Here is a 16,532-nt window from a genome sequence, read left to right as displayed (position 1 = left end):
CCTAGACCCGACGAAATTCAGCGCGACAGGCTTGGGAGAATACCATCCGGTAGCGCCGAATACGACGGCAGAAGGCAGAGCGAAAAACAGACGGGTAGAGGTAGCAATCCTGCGTGATCTGGCCTCTCCTCCGAAAAATAGTGTGAATCCGTAATAAGAAAAAGGATAGCGCCAAGGGTGCTATCCTTTATTTTTTTATTGTAGCTGTAGTGGAGGGGAAGAAGCCCATTTCCAGTCAACGCTTCGGCCTACGCCCTGCAAGGGGTTAGACTGTCCGCTCCGAAATAAATGGCGGGAGCGCTTCAAAAGTAGAGTTTCGAGGATGTATTCGCAGAGGTTGAAGCTGAAAACCCCCGCCATTTATTTCGGAGCTAAGTAGGGCTCCAGAGGCGCTAGGACTGGAAATGGGCTTCTTCCCACGCGGCTTTTTTTACATCTTGAAAGTAGCATTCAAGAGGTTTTTTCTTAATAATTGTTGGTGGAATTACAACAGTTCGCAGAGGAAACAGGAGAAAACAGCGAAGATCTTTGGACACACCTACCGAGGCGCAGTGAAAAAAAGAGAAACTGCCTTTAGCGTCCACCTCTGAGACACATCCTGAACAGTCGACTTTGGACGCGGTTTCTCTTTTTTTCACGGAGCCGGGCACCCCATGCTCCCGCGCAGGTGTTCCAAGAATCTGAGCGTTTTCTCCTGTTTCCTCCCCACCACAACAGCTAGACAGAGTTCTCCCCCAATTCCAGCTTCAACTGCCCCATCCGCATTTCGCCCCACTCATACATCATTTCCACAATAGGCAACAAAGTCATCCCCAGCTCCGTCATGGAATACTCCACGCGCGGGGGAACCTCCGGGTATACTTCCCGGTGAACAATCCCGTCTTCGATTAGTTCTTTTAACTGATTCGTCAGCATTTTATGTGTGATTTTTGGAAACAGCCGTTGCAGCTCGCTAAAGCGATGCGGGCCTTCTACTCCTAAATGCCACAGGATCACGACTTTCCATTTTCCGCTGAACATAGACAAGGTCAGCTCCTTGGAACAGTTGAAATCACCGTTTTTTATTTTTTCCAAGGTTTCTTTCCGCAAGTCGGACATAGTTCTCTCCTCACAATCCTATCTTCGGTGCAACAGCTTCAGCAATGCCAGCATGCTTATGTTGCACCTCGTTCCCTTCCATCATAAACGGTGCGGGATCATTTTTCATTGAGTTTTCTGGTTCATCTTGACAGCGTTCATGAAAATGAAGATAATAAGCATAATAACTAAGTAAACAACTCGGAATACTAAAAATAAAAGAGGTGAGTTCTTTGGAACGGATTTTGCAAATACCTAGCGACACGATTTCGTTGACGGCTACCCTGCATGAACCTACATGCACAGCAGGCAAGACCAGAGTGAAATACCCATTGGTTGTCATTTGCCACGGCTTTATCGGCAGTCGAGTTGGAGTGAATCGCTTGTTTGTAAAAGCTGCCAGAGAATTGGCTTCACACGGTTTTGGCGTTTTGCGCTTCGATTACGGAGGCTGCGGGGAAAGTGACGGCGAGTATGGTGCAGGCGGTTTGGATGTCCTGCTTACGCAAACACGTGATGTTCTCGACCATGTTTTCACGCTTGAACAGGTAGATCAGGAGCGTGTGTGCCTGTTAGGGCATAGTTTGGGAGGTGCGGTCAGTGTCCTGACAGCGAGCCAGGATAAACGAATACACTCACTCATCCTATGGGCACCGGTAGCACGCCCCTTCGATGATATCGTTCGGATCGTGGGGGAGAAGGAATACAAGGAAGCACTGTCATACGGCAAAACGGATCATTTGGGCTACGGTTTGGAGAAGCGCTTTTTCCAGTCGCTAGGTGCCTCTCTTCCGCTGCGGCAAGCCAAGCAGTTTGAGGGAGATGTGTTAATCCTGCATGGTAATCGGGATGACGTCATTGCGGTGGATGCCATGTTCCATTATGAGCGAGAGCTGCATCTGCGGAGATGGGGGAGCTGCGAAACAGGAGTAGTTGTAGGGGGAGACCATACCTTTTCCTCGACGGACAGCTACAAACGTTTGATTGCGAGTACGAAGAACTGGTTGAATCGCCTGCTTGAGAAGGAGACGGTTGCCGTATAAGAAAAAGGGATGGCCCTATTGACGGGCTATCCCTTTTTGGCGATATTCGTTTTGATTTCGTTCAGCAGCCCGCGGGAACCCGCATTCACCAGGTCATACACATAGGTGAATCGCCCCGTATAATAAGGGTCCTCTACATTTTGTTCCTGGGCAGAATCGGCAAAGTCGAGCAGGCGGTACACCTTTTTCCCTGACGGCGCCATCTGCTTGAGTGCGGACAAATTTTCCTCATCCATACAGACGATGTAGTCGTACTCCGAGAAATCCTGTGTGACAATTTGGCGAGCACGCAGTGTATCATGCGCGATCCCATTCTCGTTCAATACCTTTTGTGTACCTTTGTGTGGAGGTTCCCCAGCGTGCCAGCCACCGATCCCTGCTGAATCGATGGAGATTTCCCCTGCCAATCCCTCCGCCTCTACGAGATGGCGAAATACGGCTTCGGCCATGGGCGAGCGACAAATATTACCCAGACAAACGAACAACACTTTCGTCATACGTACGTTCCTCTCTTCCTTTGTATCATGCTTCTCTTTGTAGAATACCATAAGGTGGTCCTTTGCCGAAGTGTCGTACGTTCATTGCCAAACGCGGCGTTTTTTGATATGATAAGGACAGTTACCCCAAGAAAAGAACTGCATATGTACTGAGTTTTCTAGGGTTCCGCGGTCAGCCATCTGGCCGGTCAGGACCGAGAGAAAACCCACGACCACGGTCGTGTACACGGAGGGATAAAAGCCCGGGAGGAATATCTGTGATGGTATTCACCCGAGGCTTTTTTTGCATTCGGAAAAAGCCTGAGCCATCTTAGATGAGTATGTATTTTGGGGAACGATAAAAACGGATACGTCCGTTGCTATGAGTGTAAAAGAAAGAGGAGGGAGCCAGAACATGGGGAAGTATTGGTTGATGGTTGTCGTAGCAGCAGTATTTGAAGTTATGTGGGTAGCGGGCTTGAAGCACGCAGACAGCTTTTGGTCATGGGCGTTGACCATCTTAGCGATTATTATCAGCTTTGGTGTTTTGATCTATTCAGGGAAAAAGCTGCCGACGAGTACGGTTTATGCGATCTTCGTCGGTTTGGGTACGGCCGGTACCGTTATTAGCGAAATGGTCCTGTTTGGAGAACCGTTCAGCTGGGCGAAAGTGGGCTTGATCGCGCTTCTTCTGGGGGGAATCCTTGGGCTGAAGCTGGTCACACCGGATCATGAAGAGAAGCCAAAGAGGGAGGGTGAAGTGGCATGACATGGATATCCTTAATTTTTGCAGGGTTGTTTGAGGTTGTAGGCGTGATGGGGATTACACAGGTCAACCAAAAGCCTTCGTTCCGCTCCTTTGCGGTACTGATCGGTGGTTTTTCCCTCAGCTTCTTCCTCCTGTCCTTCGCCATGAGAGAAATCCCAATGGGAACGGCCTATGCGGTTTGGACAGGGATTGGTACGGTAGGTAGCGCTCTTGTCGGGATGATGTTTTATGGAGAAGCAAAAGACAAGATGCGGATCTTGTGCATCGCCATGGTGATTATAGCAGTAGCAGGATTGAAATTAGTAGCATAAGGTAGCGGTAATAAGGAAAGGCAGATATTCCACTTCGGATGTCTGCCTTTTCTTTGTGTATATGTTCCATTTCTCATAAGGAACACTCCTTGCGAATAGGGAATAGTAAAGAAAATGTCTCGTTCAAGGAGGGAATGGCAGCACCATGAGCTCTTTCTGGGCAACGCTAAAAAAGGGAAATACGTCCTCGGCGACAGCGGCATTGGGGAACACTGGGCTTGCTATCGCAAAAGGCTTTGCGGCTGTCTATAGTGGGAGTGGAGCCATGTTTGCGTCGGCGATGCATTCGGTAGCCGATGCGGTCAACCAGTTCTTCGTTTTCTTTGGCAGCGTACTCGCAGAGAAAAAACCGACACCGAGGTTCCCTACAGGCTTTGGTCGTGTCATTAACATTTTCTGTATGGTCGCGGTGATCGTCGTAACGATCATGGCCTACGAAACCATTATCAAAGGCTTCCACCTTATTTCCGAACCCGTAGAATCCAGCCATTTTTGGTTGAATTTCATCATTTTGTCTCTAGCGGTCATCGTGGATGGGTATGTGCTGGTAAAAGTGATGTTCGAAATCGTTCATGAAGCTCGGGTGGAAGCGAAGGGCTTTGCTGTCATCCCTGCAGCTTTTCGGAATGTAGGACGTGCGGCTCCACCGACACGCCTTGTCTTTTACGAAGACATCGTGGCAACGCTCGGTGCGTTATTGGCGCTGATTGCGGTTATCGTCACTACATTTACTTCCTTTGCCTTGCTAGACGGGATTGCCACCATTCTGATCGGGATTCTCATGGTGGGTGTGGCATTCAAGGTAGGGTACGACAACATGGTCGGTTTAATTGGGATCGCAGCTCCCAAAGAAATCGAGGATCGGGTAGCCAAAGTCATTTTTGCAGACCCGGATGTGACGGACATTAACCGGATGCGGATTGTACAGGAAGGGCGTTTTTATCATGTGGAAAGCTACGTAGAGTTGCGGACAGGACTGAGTCTTGCTGTGGCAGACGATATTAAATACCGCATTCGCGACAGCTTGCTCACTGATCCAGATATTAGTGATGTGACGATGGGGATTTTAGAGGACAACGGCTTAGACGACTGGAAGTAACTCACGGGCCAGGGAATCACGTAGACGAACGAGATCGAAGAAACTCACCTGCAAAATAAAAAAGCCCCGCACCCGCCAAGTAAGCAGGTGTGGGGCTTTGGTTTGTGCACATGTGTGATGATTAGGAGACGGTCAACAGTTCTTGTTGCTCCGATTCATCATTTTCCAAACGCGTAATCAGGACGCGTGTGACACGGTGATGGTCCATCTGCTTGACTGTGAACAGGTAGTTTTCCCATTCTACTGTCGCACCAACAGCGATGTCTTCTTCGAGCTGGCTATACAACCAACCACCGATTGTGTCTACATCTTCGGATTCGAGTTCGAACGGAAGATGGTCATTCAGGTCAGCCAACACGAGCATACCGGATACGGAGAGGCCATTGTCCAGCTTCTCAATCTCTGGTCTTTCCTCATCAAACTCGTCTTGGATATCCCCAACGATTTCTTCCAGAATATCCTCCATCGTCACGAGACCGGCTGTTCCGCCGTATTCGTCGATGACAATCGCAAGCTGCGAACGGTTTTTCTGCATCAGGCGCAATACCGTGCTGATTTCCATGGTTTCCGGTACGGTCAGGACAGGGCGGACCAACGAATCCAACTCCACGCTTCCGTCTTGCAAGGCAGAAAGGTAGAAGTCTGTCGCATGGACAAAACCGATGATGTTGTCTTTGTCCTCAGCTGCAACCGGAAAACGCGTGTGGCGCTGCGAGCGGATAATCTCCAGGTTTTCTTCAAAGGTATTCGTCGTATATAAGCAAACCATATCAATGCGCGGGATCATTGTTTCCCGAGCAACGGTTTCGGAGAAGTCAAAAACTTGTTCCACAAGAGCCAATTCGGTTTGGTCGATATGGCCACTTTGGTGACTCTGGTTGACCAGAATACGAATTTCTTCTTCTGTATGCGCCGCTTCATGTTCTGAGATGGCTTCGAGTCCAAGTCGTCTCATGAGAGCGTTGGCTGTTCCGTTCAAGAACCAGATAGCCGGGTAAAGCAATTTATAGAAAAACATCAATGGCGCGGCAACCCACAACGAGGTCATTTCTGCTTTTTGAATGGCCAATGATTTCGGAGCCAACTCACCCAAGACAATGTGGAGGAACGTAATAATCGCAAAGGCTACACCAAAAGAAATCGCGGAGATCGCATACTCAGGCAATCCTGAAGATCCAAGCAAAGGCTCCACAATCATATGGGCAATGGCCGGTTCCCCGACCCAACCCAGTCCCAGCGAGGCGAGAGTAATCCCGACCTGGCAGGCAGATAGGTAGGCGTCTAGCTTATGCGTTACTTTTTGGGCATAGACTGCGCGTCTGTTACCTTCATTCACCATCTGTGTCAGGCGCGTTTGCCGCACCTTCACGAGTGAGAACTCTGCGGCTACGAAAAAGCCGTTGAGAAAAACAAGAAATATAACAAGCAGTAGGTTGAGCACTATCGGGACGGTGTCCAAGTAAAAAGTCATCCTCTCTAGAATTTTATGAAAGTACTATTTTCTATTTTACTCTGATTGGGTGGAACGCACAAAAGCGATATACCACCGTAGGGGGCGTTTCTGCCCTTTTGGTCGGGAAGAGCGACTCTCAGATAACCGTAGCGCACGTTTTTGCGCTCGGAGAAGGCCGCAGATAGGCATCCGTTTCTGTCAAGTGACGCAAAGTGCAAGCGTTTACCTGTGCAGAATTTGTTGGGCGTAGACGAAAAAGGCTGACAGAACGGCAGCTAGACCGAGATAGGCAACTAACACCTTCCACTTCGTAGAGGCAGGTGCATCATAGTACGTAGTGAGCTGGTGCATTTGCTCATCCAGTTCGGCTAATCTCTCTTGCGCTGCACGTTCCCCATCACGAAGCGCATCTGATGGGATCGGTCGGTTCGGATCCGAATCGTAATACAAAACAGGCTCTCGTTCCCACAGTCTGAACAGTTCCCATTTTCTGTTCAGATACACTTTATCGAGTCGCTTGAAGTCACGCTGAAGGCGTTGTTTGTCCTGCAAAAATGGGACATAAAATTTCTTCAAATCTTCCTGATTGATCGCATTTACCTCGGCATTCATTTGCGTGCGAATATCCCATGTCGATTCCAATGCGGGCCATTTTGCTATGCTTTGCTGAAAGTCTGCAATCCTTTCGCGCTCGTATTGCAGGAGCTTTTGTTGATAGCTACCACGTAGGCGGTTGTACCATGTAATCAAGCCGATGATGAAAATGAACACAGTAATCGGTCCTGGGTTGGCGAACAACATAACACCCAGCCCAACTAACCCGATAAACCAAATTTTCGTCGACAATACCGAAACGATGCGGCCGCCATCCAGCGGGGAGATGGGCAGCAGATTAAATAAATTGAGCATGGCACCCAAGTAGATAACCAACCCCCAGAAAGGGTCCTGCGTATACCAATACAGCGGGAGGGCAGGCAAGAAAGCAATCATCCCCGCCAAGGGCCCGCCGTAGGCTAAGTACGCCTCAGTTTTTGCATCACGCGGCATGTCTTTCATGGCGATGAAGGCTCCGGCAAAAGGAATAAAGACAGCAGGTGAAGTCGCGATTCCTTTTCGCTTGGCGGCAATCACATGGCCCATTTCGTGGACGAAGATCAGATAGACGAGGGCCACGGCGAATTTCCATCCGTAAAAAACGGCATACGCCCACAAGGTGATCCCCATGGATATAATGGTGGTCCCGAATTTCGAAAACTTCAGTATGCTAAGTATCCATTTTAAATTGGCAAGTAAGAAAGCACCGATCGCCAAAAGGACTGAACGGCTTTTTTTCATCGTTTTTCCTCCCAGAAGATATAGGCAGATATTCCTTCTTACGAATCAAGCCAAGAGAAGTTTCTGTTCTAGTTGCCATCCAGACGAGGATTGGTGAAGTGAAAGCCGTACTCGCCATAGAGCGGATTGTAGCTCAGATGTCCCCCGTCGAAATACCAGAAATCAGTTGGACGAATGACAAATCGCAACCCTTCTACTTCAAACACAGCATCGTCGGTGAGGGCCTCATCTTTTTCGATCGCATAAAACATACCACCGGTCCCGGGGCCGCTTGTTCGTACATACAATCGAAGCGTATCCCCCGGTACAAAGCCGGCATAACGTTGATAGGCAAGGGAAAACGCTGGCTCTATCGCAAGTGTGATACTCATGGACTAGCTCCTTTCTGCTACTTGTCTTCCATTGTAACACAAGTCAGAGTAGTGTCCCGAAGCTCTAGGTGCAAGCGCAATCCAAAAACACCCGTCCGGTCAGAAGTGCTTCTGCCGAACGGGCTGCATGAAAAAGCTGGTATTAGTCCCTGCCTTTGCTCACGTCGAGGGTAGGATGCATAAAACGCGCTCCATCTTGTACTTCCTGATCTTCAAGAAGCTCACGGTTTTCTATCGAGTTCCAGCCAATGTCATTGGTCGGATGTACCCACTCATCCCCTGACATGATGGAGGGGTCGGTTTCTGTGCTCCAGTTGTGTAAGGGAGATTCCTTGGACTCATACAAGCTGTCACCGATGACGACTCCGAACTCATTAACGAATGGCTTTTGAATTGTACGGGACGAGTTCTTGAAGTCAGGAGCACTGATTTGATGCGGCAGCGTCCCATCGAGGGAAATATCCTTTGTCTTGTCGTTCCTTTGCTTCTCGTTATCCATCAGTGGACCTCCTTTTATCCCATAGCATGCATCAGTCACTGACCCCTTATTCGGTTTCGGAGAGGAGCTAGCGCCCAGCCTAAATGAGACCCAGCCGCATAGGCTAAAAAAGGGGGGAGATCTGATGCTAACGAGTATGATCATTCCCGTCAGAGATGTAGCTCATCAGCTTCTTTATACCTTATTTAGCCTGAACTTGCAGGTTGCCGATTTTGAACAATATGAGGAGATCGTGCTGGATAACGGCTCCCGTTCTAATAACGTCTTGATTCGATTTGAGGGGGATGTGAGATGGGGTGCTCATGTTGGCGGTTGCCCAGCCAGCCTCCCAAGAGAGAGTGGCTGCATTTTTTATTGAGGTCCGCTAATATCATTACGTACTTCGTTTAGATAGTTCTCTGTGTACACCATTTGGGAGCTGCTCAAGTTCTTGGGAGTCTTTCTCATTTTTCTTTTGTTGATCTGGTCATAAATTACACCAAATACGATCAAGCCACCAACAATGGTTAATAAGAACGCCCACATTGGCATAAAAATCCCCCTCACGAGATGTTCGATTTATATATTAGAATCATTTTTCTGTAATATGTTGCACCTTATTTTTCAAATTACTTCGCCCAATTATGTTATATTTGGGTCCTGATAATAGGTTTTATGTAAAACTTCGGTTTTTGGTGGAGTGGCCAATCATCTGAAGGCTCTAATGGGATAGCAGGTTGTAGAGGATACCATTTTATTAAAGGAAGCAGAGAAACGAAATTTGACTGTCTCAGAGGATGAAGCTAGGGAATGTGCTAAAAAGCAACGAGAGGAATTAGACAAAAGCTCAAATGCCGAAGAAATCCAAAAGGCAATTTATGATTTGATTCAAGGTCTGGGAATCTCTGAAGAGGAATATTGGACTGACTATGTCGTTAAAGGATACATGAAGCAAAACACGATCAGCAAGCTCCGTAGTGAGGTTTTAGAAGGCATTGAGGATCAGGCTAAGAGAAACGAAGCTTGGGAAGAATTTGTAAAAACATTAACAAAGTCATATTCAATCGATCTAAAATCGATTGAATAAATGAAAGTGGAAACCCGTCTAGTTTTCCTTATTTGTTTCACGGGTTTCATCCGAGCGTACCTTTCCAGACATTACATCATCGTAAGGGGTATAGTTAGGCGGATTTGGAAGTCTTTTCTCCTTGATTGAACGGAAAACAATTCGGGCAATCAGGGCAACAAAAGTAAATATAATCAGAACTACAATCACTTGTGTCATGGTACAATCCACCACCTATGAGTTTTTAGTCTTCACGACACGCGCCAAGTTTCACTGGGCTTTTTTGCACTCACATGTCGTCCAATTATATTATACTTGGGTCCCGATAATAAACATTATGAAAACAAACACCCGAATCCTCAATTTCGAGCGTTTTTCGCAGATTAGCGTTTTGGGAGCTGGAGAAAATCAAGGCAAAATGTCCTCCAATCGTGGACAAACGGCATTTTTGGGAAAAAAACACGATCTCGCTCTAGCTCCGTTTTTCTTAGCTTTTCGTCTCCCGAGTTTTTGGGATAAGAACCTCAAAAATACCTTAATTCAGCTTTATTATGTTCAAAGGACTTTTTCACGATTTGATAAAGATCATCCTTAGGCTTTTGTCTTAGCACTTCGGAAATTTCTTCGCGTAGCTCTCCAATGAACAGTTTCCGCTTTTCCAAATTGATTTTGTTTCATTCTCATGAGATTACACTCCCCCTAGACTCATCAAACTTTAGAAAGAGTAAAAATCGCCGAGCATAATGGCTGCCCGGCGGTTTTTTTGTTAGCGGTTTTCTTTTAGCCTTTCTTGTGGTTCACTATTAATGGAGCCGTCAGAACGGACAGCCTCGGATTGGGCTTTGGGTCCTCGGATTTCAGCGGTTTTTCCAAAATCTTTTTCTTTGTTGCGAACCATGTGATGTCCTCCTCTTTATGAAAGATGAAGATAGTATGACCCGGATGGGGCCAGAGAATGAGGACAGAATGAGGATAGGGAAAGGGTGGCAATTCAAATGGCGAAAAAACAACGAAAACCACAACATCAAGCAGCGACAACAACTACGATAGACGCGAAAAGCGGATTGAACAGTTTGAAGGATATGCTGAATGCAGATGCACTCGGGGCACTCAAGCAGCTTGAAAAAGACATGAAGACAGAAGGCGAGCGCAAAGAGAAGGAAGCAGCCGAACAAAAGCGACGGGAACAGGAAGAACGCGAGCGCAACAAGAGCTTTGGTGAGCTTTTGGACGATTACGAGAAAAAAGGCGGAGGTAAGTACAGCTAATGCGAGATGGACGGCAAACGGACCGACCGGATACTTCCAAAAACGGTTTGATGAAAAAGCGGCAACAAGATATCAAGGACGAGTCCATCAAGGAACGGGGCCGGATGGTCCTCGGCCGATTGGGCAAAAAGGACCCGAAGAAGTGATTTTTTCCCTCTCATCCCCATATAGCTAGGAGTGAGGGGAGGGAGGTCATGGGGACAATCCTGCTCCTGTTTAGCCTCTTATGCGTGGCGGTGGGTACCTGGAAGTTAATTGGGATCTACAAGGCAGAAAAGGCTGACAGCAAGCCGCTCTGGTGGACAGTCGCGAGCGTGGGGATTGCGCTTTTTTTTCTTTTGAAGCTGGTAACAGATACGTTGCCAACATAAACAAGCACCTGTAGCCAGAGAGCTTACAGGTGCTTGTTTTTTCTTCAAGGAAAGAAAAAATGGCTAGCCATTTTTCATTATTCGTAACGCAGTGCTTCGATTGGATCGAGCTTGGCTGCCTTGTTGGCCGGATAGAGGCCAAAGAAAATACCGATGGCACTGGAGAAGCCGAATGCGATAAACACGCTGTTCCAGGACATAAGCGGAGGCAACTGTGCAAAATAGGCGATGATCGAAGCGATACCTAGGCCGAACAACACCCCGATCAATCCACCGATCAAGCAGACGATGACCGATTCAATCAAAAACTGAATCAAAATATCTCGTCGGCGTGCCCCTAATGCTTTGCGAATCCCGATTTCGCGAGTACGCTCTGTCACGGATACGAGCATGATATTCATAACGCCGACTCCGCCAACCACGAGGGAGATACCTGCGATGATACTGAAGATCAGCGTCAAGGTACCCGTCATTTGATTAAACTGATCCATTGATTCTTGCATGCTGCGAACGCTGTAATGGTTTTCCTTTTGATGCTTGCGGCTCAAGTACTGTTTGACCTGCTGCATGGCTGGTTCGACAGAGGCTTTGTCGATCGCTTTTCCCATGATCATTTGGACAGAAGGCTCTTCCTGCAGGCTCATTTCGTAACGGATGGGAATAATCGCTCCATAGCTCGTTGCCATATCGAACTTGAACTTCTCTTCCGTGTACGTCCCGATTACGACGAGAGATTGATTCCCCCAGCGAACACGCTGACCAATCGGGCTCATTTGACCGAACAGCTTTTGAGCAAGAGCTTCTTCCAGGACGATGACAGCACGTTGTTCTTTGTCATCGATTTCGTTGAAAAGTCGCCCTTTTGCCACCTTCAATGTTGATTGCATCGAAAAATAATCAGCAGTGGAAGCAGTGAGGTTGACGCGCTCTTCTTTTTTCGGACCCTTCAAATCAATCGTACTGGAGTTGGAAGGCACGATGTATTCGATGGCAGGACTAATCCTGCCGAGCACCTCGGTATCTTCCACGGTCATATCTTCTGAGGCTATCTCTTCTTTTGTCTCCCAATTAATGAAGACGTTAAACGTGTTTTGCCCGAACTTTTCCATCTCTTCGTTGATGGCTCTCTGTCCACCTTCACCGAGTGCCGTGACGACAATGACGGAGGTAATCCCGATGATGATCCCGAGCATGGTCAAGATCGAGCGCATTTTATTCGCCCAGATACCCTCCACGGCGGTGTTAAAGCTTTCCATAAAATTCATGTGACAATCACCTCGTCAGACGGCTTGGAGAATATTCGCTCCGTAACCTTTTCATCGCGAATGATAACGCCATCCTTGAAAGTCACAATTCGCTCAGCGTGCTGGGCGATATCCAATTCGTGGGTAACGAGAATGATCGTAACGCCCTGCGCATGCAGTTCCTGAAACATGGCCATGATTTCTACTCCAGAGCGGCTGTCCAGATTTCCCGTCGGTTCGTCTGCCAACAGGATGGCAGGCTTATTGACCAGTGCTCTAGCAATCGCTACGCGCTGTTTTTGACCACCGGATAGCTGGGTTGGTTTATGGTCCATGCGCTCAGCCAATCCCACTCGTTTGAGTGCTTCTGTTGCCCGTTTGCGCCGTTCTGAGCGGCTGACATTCGCGTACATCATCGGCAGCTCTACATTGTGCAAGGAGGAAGAGCGGGCGAGTAGATTAAACGATTGGAACACAAAGCCGATCTTTTGGTTGCGAACAACGGCGAGCTCCGTATCCTTCAAGCTGCTAACCTCAATGCCATCTAGCATGTACGAACCCGAATCTGGACGATCCAGACAGCCGAGCATGTTCATAAACGTCGATTTCCCTGAGCCTGATGGCCCCATGATGGCAACGAATTCGCCTTGTTCCACCAGCAGGGAGACACCTTTTAAGATGGGCAGTACGGTATCACCCGTCTTGTATGCTTTCGTCAAGCCTTCTACATGAAGCATCGTCGGCTGACCTCCTTCTTTACGTGTTACATACCCATTGGTGCGCCGCCGCCACTCATCGGCATGATAGGTGCTCCTTCAGTCAGGGATTCGACAGGGCCTAAAATCACTTGTTCATCACCGTTAAGTCCAGACTTGACGTGAGTGAACAACTCATTTTCCATACCGGTTTCGACCTTCTGCTTTTTCGCAACACCATTAGCAGATACCCAGACAAAGGTACTGCCGTCAGCATCTTGCTGTATAGCTTCGATTGGCACTTGCATGGCATTATCGATTTTTTCGACGGAGATGTTGATGTCCACATGGAAGCCAGGCTTCAAAGCAGATAGGTCGCCAGATGGCTTGAGGGTGACTTTGACGCGTGTTTTTTCACCTTGCCCCGACTTGGTGGCAGTAGTGGTCGCGGTTGGAGAGATGCGAGCTACTTCCGCATTCAGCTTTTTCTTTCCGAGTGTTACGCCTTCAATCGTGGCAGACTGTCCGATTTTGAGCTTGTTGACATCAGATTCGTTAATATCTGCTTCAATCAACAGATTGTTCAGATTGGCTAGGGTCAAGATTTCTGTCCCCTTGTTGACGTATTGACCGTTATCAGCTGCAACGCCAATGACGGTTCCATCCATAGGTGCGACGACAACGCTCTGGACACGTTCTTTATTCAGCTGGGCTTTATCTACATTCAGCTTGTTGATTTGGGCTTGCTGAGCGGCAATGTCTTCCTTGCGTGGCCCCTTTTGCTTGAGAGCGAGCTGTTGCTTGGCGACATTCAGCGTAGATAGAGTGCTATCCATTTGTGATTTCAACTTGTCCAGCTCTTGCTGGGTAGAAGCGCCAGAAGTGAATAATTGATTCATCCGATCATATTCTCGCTTTGCCGCGTCGTATTCACGCTGGGCTTGGGAGACGCGTTCTTGGTCTTGTGCGACTTCTTCCGGCTCGTTGCCGATTTGAGCCTTGGCGAGGTTGGCTTTGGCCAATTCCATTTGCGCTTCCAGCTCGAGGATTCGGCTATCCACATCGGACGTGTCGATTTTCGCGATCACTTGTCCCTTTTTCACCTTGTCGCCTTCTTTGACGACAAACTCACGTAAGGTTCCAGTGACGTTGGCGTACTGTTTGAGCTTGTCTTCTACGGTGACGAGCCCTGATGTCAAAACCTTGCTTTCCAAAGCTGATTTCGTTGGTGCGCCGATGTTGACAGGCATTCCCATAGCTTGTTGCGATCCCATCATGGAAAACGCAACGCCCCCGATGCCCAGGAGGACTACGACGGAACCGATGATCCACCATCGTTTTTTCATGTTCATTCTCCTTGCTTTGGTAAGAACCATATTATTTCATTGCTCGAAAGGTTTTTACGGTAGTACTGGAAAAAGGTAACATGAAATGACGAATGTTCACATTTTGGACATAATTAAACGCATTTTGATACGTTTTGTCGGAAGGTTCTTTGCTGCCAATTGCCGTGATATCATAGATAAAGATGAGATGACGTTCCTCGGAGGGGAGCTATGAACAAAACGATTCGCTTTGATTACGCCAACGCTCGAGCCTTTGTCAAACAGCATGAGTGGGAGCAGCTTTCTCCAGCGATCGAAATTGCGCATCAAATGCTTCATTCAAGGACTGGACCAGGCAAGGATTATCTTGGTTGGGTCGATTGGCCGGAACAATACGACCGGGACGAGTATGAACGAATTCGCCAAGCGTCAGCCCGGATTCAATCGGATTCGGATGTGCTTTTGGTAATTGGCATCGGAGGCTCGTATCTGGGGGCAAAAGCGGTGCTTGACATTTTGGGCCATAGCTTCTACAATTTGCTGCCGAAGTCCAAGCGACATTCTCCAGAGATTTATTTTGTGGGAAACAATATTAGTCCGATTTATATCTCTCATCTGATGGACGTATTAGAAGGAAAAAATGTGTCCATCAACGTCATCTCAAAATCGGGCACGACGACAGAGCCAGCTATCGCGTTTCGGCTTTTTCGGGAATGGCTGGAAAAGAAATACGGACGTGAAGAGGCCAAAAAACGAATTTACATTACGACCGATAAACAGCGGGGAGCCCTAAAAAAGCTGGCGGATGACGAGGGCTATGAGTGCTTTGTCATTCCAGATGATATCGGTGGGAGATATTCAGTCCTGACCGCGGTTGGATTGTTGCCGATCGCTGCAAGCGGGGCGAACATGGATGCTCTCATGCAAGGGGCAAAGGATGCACGCGAACGCTACATGGTCATGGATTTGCGCGATAATCCGTGCTATCAGTATGCGGCTATTCGCAATGCACTCTATCGAAAAGGCAAGACAGTGGAGCTGTTGGTCAGCTATGAACCGCAATTTCGCTACTTTGCTGAGTGGTGGAAGCAGCTCTTCGGGGAATCAGAGGGCAAGGATGGCAAAGGGATTTTTCCGGCTTCTGCCGAGTTCTCAACGGACTTGCATTCGTTGGGTCAATATATACAGGACGGCATGAGGCATTTGTTTGAGACGGTTGTGTCCGTGACGAAGCCCGCTGTGGATTTGACCGTCCAGGAGGACCCTGCTGACGTCGATGGATTAAATTTTTTGACTGGCAAACGAATGGGGTATGTCAATAAAAAAGCTTTCGAGGGAACGGTGTTGGCCCATGTGGACGGCGGCGTACCGAATCTGCTTGTGGAAATACCGGAGGCAACAGCTTACTATCTCGGCGGACTGATTTACTTTTTTGAAAAGGCATGCGGAATCAGCGGCTATTTGCTAGGCGTCAATCCGTTTGATCAGCCAGGGGTGGAGGCGTACAAGGCCAATATGTTTGCCTTGCTGGGCAAGCCGGGCTACGAGCGGCAGAAAGCGGAACTGGAGGCTAGATTGCGCGAGAATAAGACGTATTTGACCGTCGAGGAGACAGCTGCCTATTTGGAGCTTCCCGAGACGTTTATTATGGAAAAAATCAAGCAGGGGCGCATCCGTGCTGTCCATGATGGCAATGAGTACATCATCAACAAAGAGCAATTCAATCATCATCTGGAGGAAATTCGCAAGCTCCGGGAGTTCGAGGATGCCGCGCGTCATGACCCGATTCCGGAGAGCTACGATGTGAAGGATGAGGATTAAACAGCGGACGTGCTTGTCAGATGGTTGCAAACAGGACTATACTTACAAAAGAATATCATAATGAACAAGCAACTTGGGGAGTCCTTCATGCGGGGCTGAGAGGATGGAAGCGCTCGACCATCGACCCATTGCACCTGATCCGGATCATGCCGGCGCAGGGATACGGTTGCCGGCAGACAGCGCTTTTTCGCTTGATTGTTATCTATGCGTATGTAGCCCACCTTTTCCTGCTCGGGAACTGGTGGGCTTTTTGTTATGAAGAAGTGGGCATGTGGCTGTAGTGGAGAGAAGAATATTTCCAGTCTAGGCTCCAGGCTCCGTCCTGCTGAG

General features: G+C 48.3%; 22 protein-coding genes, 2 pseudogenes and 2 riboswitches. Of the genes and pseudogenes, 12 read left to right on the top strand and 12 right to left on the bottom strand.

All coding sequences use genetic code 11. From position 1 onward, the window contains the following. A pseudogene (locus PMI05_RS18275) lies at positions 1–154 on the top strand (flagellar motor protein MotB); the annotation flags it as partial. Between the two features lie 563 nt (positions 155–717). On the opposite strand, the gene PMI05_RS18270 reads toward PMI05_RS18275, so the two are convergent. Further along, positions 718–1,098, bottom strand: coding sequence for a helix-turn-helix domain-containing protein (locus PMI05_RS18270; RefSeq protein WP_007724762.1), 381 nt, complete (start codon positions 1,096–1,098; stop codon positions 718–720). Positions 1,099–1,301: 203 nt separating this feature from the next. On the opposite strand from PMI05_RS18270, the gene PMI05_RS18265 reads away from it, so the two are divergent. Then, on the top strand, positions 1,302–2,120 hold the full coding sequence (locus PMI05_RS18265; RefSeq protein ID WP_081496839.1) for a S9 family peptidase: 819 nt from the start codon (positions 1,302–1,304) through the stop codon (positions 2,118–2,120). A 26-nt stretch (positions 2,121–2,146) separates the two neighbouring features. Here the strand turns inward: PMI05_RS18265 and PMI05_RS18260 are convergent, their stop codons facing one another. Continuing rightward, positions 2,147–2,617, bottom strand: a complete 471-nt coding sequence (locus PMI05_RS18260; RefSeq protein ID WP_007724760.1) for a low molecular weight protein-tyrosine-phosphatase — start codon at positions 2,615–2,617, stop codon at positions 2,147–2,149. 147 nt (positions 2,618–2,764) lie between these two features. After that, positions 2,765–2,868, top strand: a riboswitch (guanidine-I (ykkC/yxkD leader). Positions 2,869–3,011: 143 nt separating this feature from the next. Here PMI05_RS18260 and PMI05_RS18255 point away from each other — a divergent pair. The 3 genes from PMI05_RS18255 (at position 3,012) to PMI05_RS18245 (ending at position 4,775) form a co-directional block, all read left to right on the top strand. Then, positions 3,012–3,365 carry a multidrug efflux SMR transporter gene (locus PMI05_RS18255; protein WP_007724759.1) on the top strand — a complete coding sequence of 118 codons (354 nt, stop codon included), beginning with the start codon at positions 3,012–3,014 and terminating at the stop codon, positions 3,363–3,365. After that, positions 3,362–3,676 (top strand): multidrug efflux SMR transporter, encoded by a 315-nt coding sequence (locus tag PMI05_RS18250; protein WP_007724758.1) that lies wholly within the window; start codon positions 3,362–3,364, stop codon positions 3,674–3,676. The genes PMI05_RS18255 and PMI05_RS18250 overlap by 4 nt, the downstream gene beginning before the upstream one ends. 145 nt (positions 3,677–3,821) lie before the next feature. Then, a complete protein-coding gene (locus PMI05_RS18245; RefSeq protein WP_007724755.1) occupies positions 3,822–4,775 on the top strand; it encodes a cation diffusion facilitator family transporter in 954 nt (317 codons plus the stop codon). Between the two features lie 121 nt (positions 4,776–4,896). Here PMI05_RS18245 and PMI05_RS18240 read toward each other — a convergent pair whose 3' ends face one another. The 4 genes from PMI05_RS18240 to PMI05_RS18225 all read right to left on the bottom strand — a co-directional run bounded on the left by PMI05_RS18240 (position 4,897) and on the right by PMI05_RS18225 (position 8,433). Next, entirely contained in the window at positions 4,897–6,234 is a 1,338-nt protein-coding gene (locus PMI05_RS18240; RefSeq protein WP_007724753.1) for a hemolysin family protein, read from the bottom strand. A gap of 216 nt (positions 6,235–6,450) precedes the next feature. Further along, a complete protein-coding gene (locus PMI05_RS18235; protein WP_007724752.1) occupies positions 6,451–7,563 on the bottom strand; it encodes a site-2 protease family protein in 1,113 nt (370 codons plus the stop codon). A 68-nt stretch (positions 7,564–7,631) separates the two neighbouring features. Further along, the gene (locus tag PMI05_RS18230) at positions 7,632–7,934 is read right to left on the bottom strand and encodes an iron-sulfur cluster biosynthesis family protein (RefSeq protein WP_007724750.1); all 303 of its coding nucleotides are present in this window, start codon (positions 7,932–7,934) and stop codon (positions 7,632–7,634) included. Positions 7,935–8,076: 142 nt separating this feature from the next. Further along, positions 8,077–8,433: a DUF3905 domain-containing protein gene (locus PMI05_RS18225; RefSeq protein WP_007724748.1), complete on the bottom strand. Its 357-nt coding sequence runs from the start codon at positions 8,431–8,433 to the stop codon at positions 8,077–8,079. 124 nt (positions 8,434–8,557) lie between these two features. Between PMI05_RS18225 and PMI05_RS18220 the strand changes: the two genes are divergently transcribed. After that, a complete protein-coding gene (locus tag PMI05_RS18220; protein ID WP_007724744.1) occupies positions 8,558–8,791 on the top strand; it encodes a hypothetical protein in 234 nt (77 codons plus the stop codon). Here the strand turns inward: PMI05_RS18220 and PMI05_RS18215 are convergent. Beyond that, a complete protein-coding gene (locus PMI05_RS18215; RefSeq protein ID WP_007724737.1) occupies positions 8,785–8,964 on the bottom strand; it encodes a hypothetical protein in 180 nt (59 codons plus the stop codon). The genes PMI05_RS18220 and PMI05_RS18215 overlap by 7 nt on opposite strands. Positions 8,965–9,193: 229 nt before the next feature. Between PMI05_RS18215 and PMI05_RS18210 the strand changes: the two genes are divergently transcribed. After that, positions 9,194–9,499, top strand: a complete 306-nt coding sequence (locus tag PMI05_RS18210; RefSeq protein ID WP_007724735.1) for a hypothetical protein — start codon at positions 9,194–9,196, stop codon at positions 9,497–9,499. A gap of 18 nt (positions 9,500–9,517) precedes the next feature. On the opposite strand, the gene PMI05_RS18205 is transcribed toward PMI05_RS18210, so the two are convergent. Both PMI05_RS18205 and sspK read right to left on the bottom strand, forming a co-directional pair. Then, a complete protein-coding gene (locus PMI05_RS18205; RefSeq protein WP_007724734.1) occupies positions 9,518–9,697 on the bottom strand; it encodes a hypothetical protein in 180 nt (59 codons plus the stop codon). A 547-nt stretch (positions 9,698–10,244) separates the two neighbouring features. Then, complete coding sequence (sspK, locus tag PMI05_RS18195) at positions 10,245–10,376, bottom strand: small acid-soluble spore protein K (protein ID WP_007724732.1); 132 nt, start codon at positions 10,374–10,376, stop codon at positions 10,245–10,247. A 97-nt stretch (positions 10,377–10,473) separates the two neighbouring features. On the opposite strand from sspK, the gene PMI05_RS18190 reads away from it, so the two are divergent. Genes PMI05_RS18190 through PMI05_RS31125 form a run of 3 tightly spaced genes read left to right on the top strand, consistent with a single transcriptional unit; the run spans position 10,474 to position 11,117 of the window. Continuing rightward, positions 10,474–10,746, top strand: coding sequence for a DUF3886 domain-containing protein (locus PMI05_RS18190; RefSeq protein ID WP_007724731.1), 273 nt, complete (start codon positions 10,474–10,476; stop codon positions 10,744–10,746). Further along, positions 10,746–10,892 (top strand): hypothetical protein, encoded by a 147-nt coding sequence (locus PMI05_RS31130; protein WP_007724729.1) that lies wholly within the window; start codon positions 10,746–10,748, stop codon positions 10,890–10,892. The genes PMI05_RS18190 and PMI05_RS31130 overlap by 1 nt, the downstream gene beginning before the upstream one ends. A 48-nt stretch (positions 10,893–10,940) precedes the next feature. Continuing rightward, positions 10,941–11,117: a hypothetical protein gene (locus PMI05_RS31125; RefSeq protein WP_007724726.1), complete on the top strand. Its 177-nt coding sequence runs from the start codon at positions 10,941–10,943 to the stop codon at positions 11,115–11,117. A 77-nt stretch (positions 11,118–11,194) separates the two neighbouring features. Here the strand turns inward: PMI05_RS31125 and PMI05_RS18185 are convergent, their stop codons facing one another. From PMI05_RS18185 to PMI05_RS18175, 3 genes are read right to left on the bottom strand one after another with little or no spacing between them, the layout of a single operon-like run. Next, the gene (locus PMI05_RS18185) at positions 11,195–12,382 is read right to left on the bottom strand and encodes an ABC transporter permease (protein WP_007724722.1); all 1,188 of its coding nucleotides are present in this window, start codon (positions 12,380–12,382) and stop codon (positions 11,195–11,197) included. Next, positions 12,379–13,098: an ABC transporter ATP-binding protein gene (locus PMI05_RS18180; protein WP_007724719.1), complete on the bottom strand. Its 720-nt coding sequence runs from the start codon at positions 13,096–13,098 to the stop codon at positions 12,379–12,381. The genes PMI05_RS18185 and PMI05_RS18180 overlap by 4 nt, the downstream gene beginning before the upstream one ends. A 26-nt stretch (positions 13,099–13,124) precedes the next feature. Continuing rightward, positions 13,125–14,402, bottom strand: coding sequence for an efflux RND transporter periplasmic adaptor subunit (locus PMI05_RS18175; RefSeq protein WP_007724716.1), 1,278 nt, complete (start codon positions 14,400–14,402; stop codon positions 13,125–13,127). Positions 14,403–14,612: 210 nt separating this feature from the next. Between PMI05_RS18175 and PMI05_RS18170 the strand changes: the two are divergent. Continuing rightward, positions 14,613–15,962, top strand: a pseudogene (locus PMI05_RS18170) (glucose-6-phosphate isomerase); the annotation flags it as partial. Beyond that, complete coding sequence (locus PMI05_RS31815) at positions 15,957–16,202, top strand: excisionase family DNA-binding protein (protein WP_318533228.1); 246 nt, start codon at positions 15,957–15,959, stop codon at positions 16,200–16,202. The pseudogene PMI05_RS18170 and the gene PMI05_RS31815, both read left to right, overlap by 6 nt. Before the next feature lie 64 nt (positions 16,203–16,266). Further along, positions 16,267–16,383: riboswitch (TPP riboswitch) on the top strand. The last annotated feature ends 149 nt before the right edge of the window (positions 16,384–16,532 follow it).

This window comes from Brevibacillus sp. BC25, assembly GCF_000282075.1.
GTDB lineage: Bacteria > Bacillota > Bacilli > Brevibacillales > Brevibacillaceae > Brevibacillus.
This window is presented reverse-complemented; position numbering and strand designations above follow the sequence as displayed.

Coding starts and splice junctions, on each gene's coding strand:
- PMI05_RS18270 (WP_007724762.1), bottom strand. CDS start 1,098: ATGTCCGACTTGCGGAAAGAAACCTTGGAAAAAATAAAAAACGGTGAT.
- PMI05_RS18260 (WP_007724760.1), bottom strand. CDS start 2,617: ATGACGAAAGTGTTGTTCGTTTGTCTGGGTAATATTTGTCGCTCGCCC.
- PMI05_RS18255 (WP_007724759.1), top strand. CDS start 3,012: ATGGGGAAGTATTGGTTGATGGTTGTCGTAGCAGCAGTATTTGAAGTT.
- PMI05_RS18250 (WP_007724758.1), top strand. CDS start 3,362: ATGACATGGATATCCTTAATTTTTGCAGGGTTGTTTGAGGTTGTAGGC.
- PMI05_RS18245 (WP_007724755.1), top strand. CDS start 3,822: ATGAGCTCTTTCTGGGCAACGCTAAAAAAGGGAAATACGTCCTCGGCG.
- PMI05_RS18235 (WP_007724752.1), bottom strand. CDS start 7,563: ATGAAAAAAAGCCGTTCAGTCCTTTTGGCGATCGGTGCTTTCTTACTT.
- PMI05_RS18230 (WP_007724750.1), bottom strand. CDS start 7,934: ATGAGTATCACACTTGCGATAGAGCCAGCGTTTTCCCTTGCCTATCAA.
- PMI05_RS18225 (WP_007724748.1), bottom strand. CDS start 8,433: ATGGATAACGAGAAGCAAAGGAACGACAAGACAAAGGATATTTCCCTC.
- PMI05_RS18220 (WP_007724744.1), top strand. CDS start 8,558: ATGCTAACGAGTATGATCATTCCCGTCAGAGATGTAGCTCATCAGCTT.
- PMI05_RS18215 (WP_007724737.1), bottom strand. CDS start 8,964: ATGCCAATGTGGGCGTTCTTATTAACCATTGTTGGTGGCTTGATCGTA.
- PMI05_RS18205 (WP_007724734.1), bottom strand. CDS start 9,697: ATGACACAAGTGATTGTAGTTCTGATTATATTTACTTTTGTTGCCCTG.
- sspK (WP_007724732.1), bottom strand. CDS start 10,376: ATGGTTCGCAACAAAGAAAAAGATTTTGGAAAAACCGCTGAAATCCGA.
- PMI05_RS18190 (WP_007724731.1), top strand. CDS start 10,474: ATGGCGAAAAAACAACGAAAACCACAACATCAAGCAGCGACAACAACT.
- PMI05_RS31130 (WP_007724729.1), top strand. CDS start 10,746: ATGCGAGATGGACGGCAAACGGACCGACCGGATACTTCCAAAAACGGT.
- PMI05_RS31125 (WP_007724726.1), top strand. CDS start 10,941: ATGGGGACAATCCTGCTCCTGTTTAGCCTCTTATGCGTGGCGGTGGGT.
- PMI05_RS18185 (WP_007724722.1), bottom strand. CDS start 12,382: ATGAATTTTATGGAAAGCTTTAACACCGCCGTGGAGGGTATCTGGGCG.
- PMI05_RS18180 (WP_007724719.1), bottom strand. CDS start 13,098: ATGCTTCATGTAGAAGGCTTGACGAAAGCATACAAGACGGGTGATACC.
- PMI05_RS18175 (WP_007724716.1), bottom strand. CDS start 14,402: ATGAAAAAACGATGGTGGATCATCGGTTCCGTCGTAGTCCTCCTGGGC.